Consider the following 3,062-nt stretch of genomic DNA (forward strand, 5'->3'; position numbering starts at 1 on the left):
ACTGTTGTCGATGCTGCCTATCTGTACGCGCTGGATGTACTCGTCGTTGGTGTTGTTACCGTTGGACGCACAGTAGCCCGTCGAAGGGGTTCCCCCACCGCCGCCACCCGCGGTAACGGCCACGTTGTCGATCGCGATATCCGCCTGCCAGGTCCCACCCGTGATACGGTTGAAACGAAGCTCCACAGTACCGCCGGCATAGGCATTAAGGCTAACGCTCTGGGCGTTCCACTGGTTGCCCTGGTTGCCCGTCTGGCTCCAAAGGCTCGTCCAGGTCGTACCGTCCGTGCTCGCCTCCACAGCGATGCTTCCCATATCCGTCGAACCGAACATGTGGTAGTCGAAGGTGAAGTTGGCGGCCGTCTCGCCGCTTAGGTCGATACAGGGGGAGTTCAGGATCGCCTGCTTGTTAGGGTAGCCCGTTCCGTTCCCGGAAGCCTCCACGTACATGTACCACGTACTGCCGGAACCGCTGGACGGCCCCGTGTTGTTCGATGGCGTGCCACCGCTGTCGCGCGTCCAGTTAAGGTCGTCCCCAGTCGCCTGGGTCCACGCGCCGATCGAGCTCTCGAAGCCCTCGCTGTAACCAGCCGTCACACCGCCGGTACAACCGCCCCCGCCACCACCGGTGGTCGTTGCGTTGGCCGCAGCGCTCTGTGCGGAGTTGTTCCCAGCAGCGTCAAAGGCGCGAACCGTGAAACTGTAACTGGTTCCAGCAGTGAGTCCGGTTACACTAAAAGTTGTATTTGCAGTTGTTCCGATGCTGGAAGTATTTTGGAACACTTCATAGCCCGTTACACCCACGTTGTCCGTAGAAGCCGTCCAGGTTAGCGTCAGCGAAGTGTCCGCTATGTTGGATGCAGCTAGATTCGTGGGAACAGTTGGAGCTTGGGTGTCGGGAGCTGCTCCGCTTTGTAGAGTTATATTGTCAATAGCAATATCGGCCTGCCAAGTACCCCCCGTTACTCTATTAAAGCGTAACTGAACCGTTCCTCCCACATAAGCATTCAAGCTAATCGATTGTGAATTCCATTGGTTGCCTTGATTCCCTGTTAGACTCCATAGTGAAGTCCACGTACTGCCATTGTCTGTGCTTGCTTCTAAATCAATGCTTCCCATGTCCGTAGCACCGAACATGTGGTAATCGAAATTAAAGGAAGCCTCGGTTTCCGAGCTTAGATCGATACAGGGTGAATTTAAAATAGCCCTTTTATTGGGATAACCCGTTCCGTTTCCGGAAGCTTCTACATACATATAAAAAGAGCCATCACTTCCCGAGGACGGTCCTGTGTTGTTAGAGGGAGTTCCCCCACTATCACGCGTCCAGTTTAAATCGTCCTGTGCCGATTGTGTCCAATCTCCAATGGAGCTTTCAAAACTCTCTGTATAGGGAGCCGAAACCTGTCCCGTACAGGTGCCGCCGCCTCCTCCACCAGAGCTTTTCTTAATGAGGAAAAATCCGCCTTCAATATCACTCAATACAATGTTTCCGCTATCGAAATACGGATACACATTCCAAACGCCATTGAAGGCTGCAGAATTACTAGAGGGATAGGTGTCGAAATATCCAATTTCAGTCATGTTCTGACTTCCAATGGTAGATACATCAATAATCCGAACCCCAGCTCGATAATTGGCTAGATAAAAAATATCTCCTTTCACATATCCATTATGATCAATAGCAGGAGTAGGGCCATTGTAGATCATATGCTGTTGGGGATTGTCCAGATCTAAAAAGTCGAAAACAATGGTTCGGGTATTGAACCCTACGTTATTTTCATCCAACTCATCCCCTAGGATAAAATAGCGTACATCTTCGGTAAACCATCCCTGATGGGTATACCCTACATTGGGATAGGCAATAGAAGAAATGGCTACAGGATTTGCTTTGTTTGTAATATCCACAATCACCACTTCATTTTCATTGCTTCCTATCATGATTTCACGACCTGTATAGTCGGTATCTGGCCCATTATAGGTAATCACTTGGGCATCGTGACTATAACCGTCCATAGCATATCCTCCAGCCGCCGTGGGGTTGGTTGGATTCTGAATATTCACAAAATGTGGTCCTCCATTGAAGGTGGATGTTCCCACCGCGTAAGCATAACCTGAGTCTTCGTTGATGACTATATTATGGGCATTCCCGAAATCGGTATACCTAGCATCTGCCGTAAAGTTCTGTGGTGGATTGGTTACGTTTCTCAAGCGTGTTAAATCGAAGACCTGCATTCCATGATTGGCAGCCTCACTCACGATAAAGGCGTGATCGCTGTATACTTTTACATCCCGCCACGAACTATTGGAAGTCGCGGTGGGAAGCTTTCCTAAATACACTGCATTTACCGGATCCGAAATATCAATAAATGCAGTTCCATTGTTAAGGCCAATAATGGCATATTCCTTGCCCGTTTGGCTGTCGGTCCATCCCCAGCTGTCATTTCCAGCTCCTGCACTCATTTCGGCTAGGGTAATGTGCGACATAAGATCGTAATCATTGCAAGGATACGATCCCGCAAATCCATTTTGACACGGCGTTTGGCCATAACCTGTGGCCGAACACAGCACAAATACCAAAAGGTATAATGATCTTTTCATATTTTTTGATTTTGTTAGGTTCTAAAAAAAATCCCCACCCCCGCAGGATGTAACCATGCGGGGGGTGGGGAATTATTCAATTCTGGAGGTAGGAAACCCTACTACTCCACGATAAAGCTTTCAGTAAGTTTCTGTCCTTCGACAGTCACTTGAAGCATATACATTCCACTTTGCAATTGGGATACGTCTATGGTTTCTTCGAAGGCTCCCTTCGCGACCATCTGACCTACCAAATTGTAAATGGTATACTCAGTTGCATTAGCGCTTGCAACTTTTACGTTCAATACACCTCGGCTTACTGGATTCGGATATAGGGTAAACGCTATATCACTTCCTTGTAAGCTGTTGTTTCCGTCTCCTGAGAATCCGTTGAAGGAAGTCGGGATCACCACGATGTAATCCTCCACCTCTCCATAGGTGAAACTCTCACAGGCCGTCGGAAGGGCGTTGTACTTCATCGATAC

2 protein-coding genes are annotated in these 3,062 nt (G+C 49.1%); both read right to left on the reverse strand.

The annotated features are described in order from the left end of the window. A partial coding sequence (locus POV27_RS20315; protein ID WP_336375841.1) for a choice-of-anchor B family protein occupies positions 1-2,598 on the reverse strand: 2,598 nt, incomplete at its 3' end. 101 nt (positions 2,599-2,699) lie between these two features. After that, positions 2,700-3,062 (reverse strand): T9SS type A sorting domain-containing protein (locus POV27_RS16825; RefSeq protein WP_272863959.1); only part of this gene is annotated, 363 nt, incomplete at its 5' end.

It is taken from the genome of Aureisphaera galaxeae, from assembly GCF_028561275.1.
In the GTDB taxonomy this organism is placed as follows: domain Bacteria; phylum Bacteroidota; class Bacteroidia; order Flavobacteriales; family Flavobacteriaceae; genus Aureisphaera; species Aureisphaera galaxeae.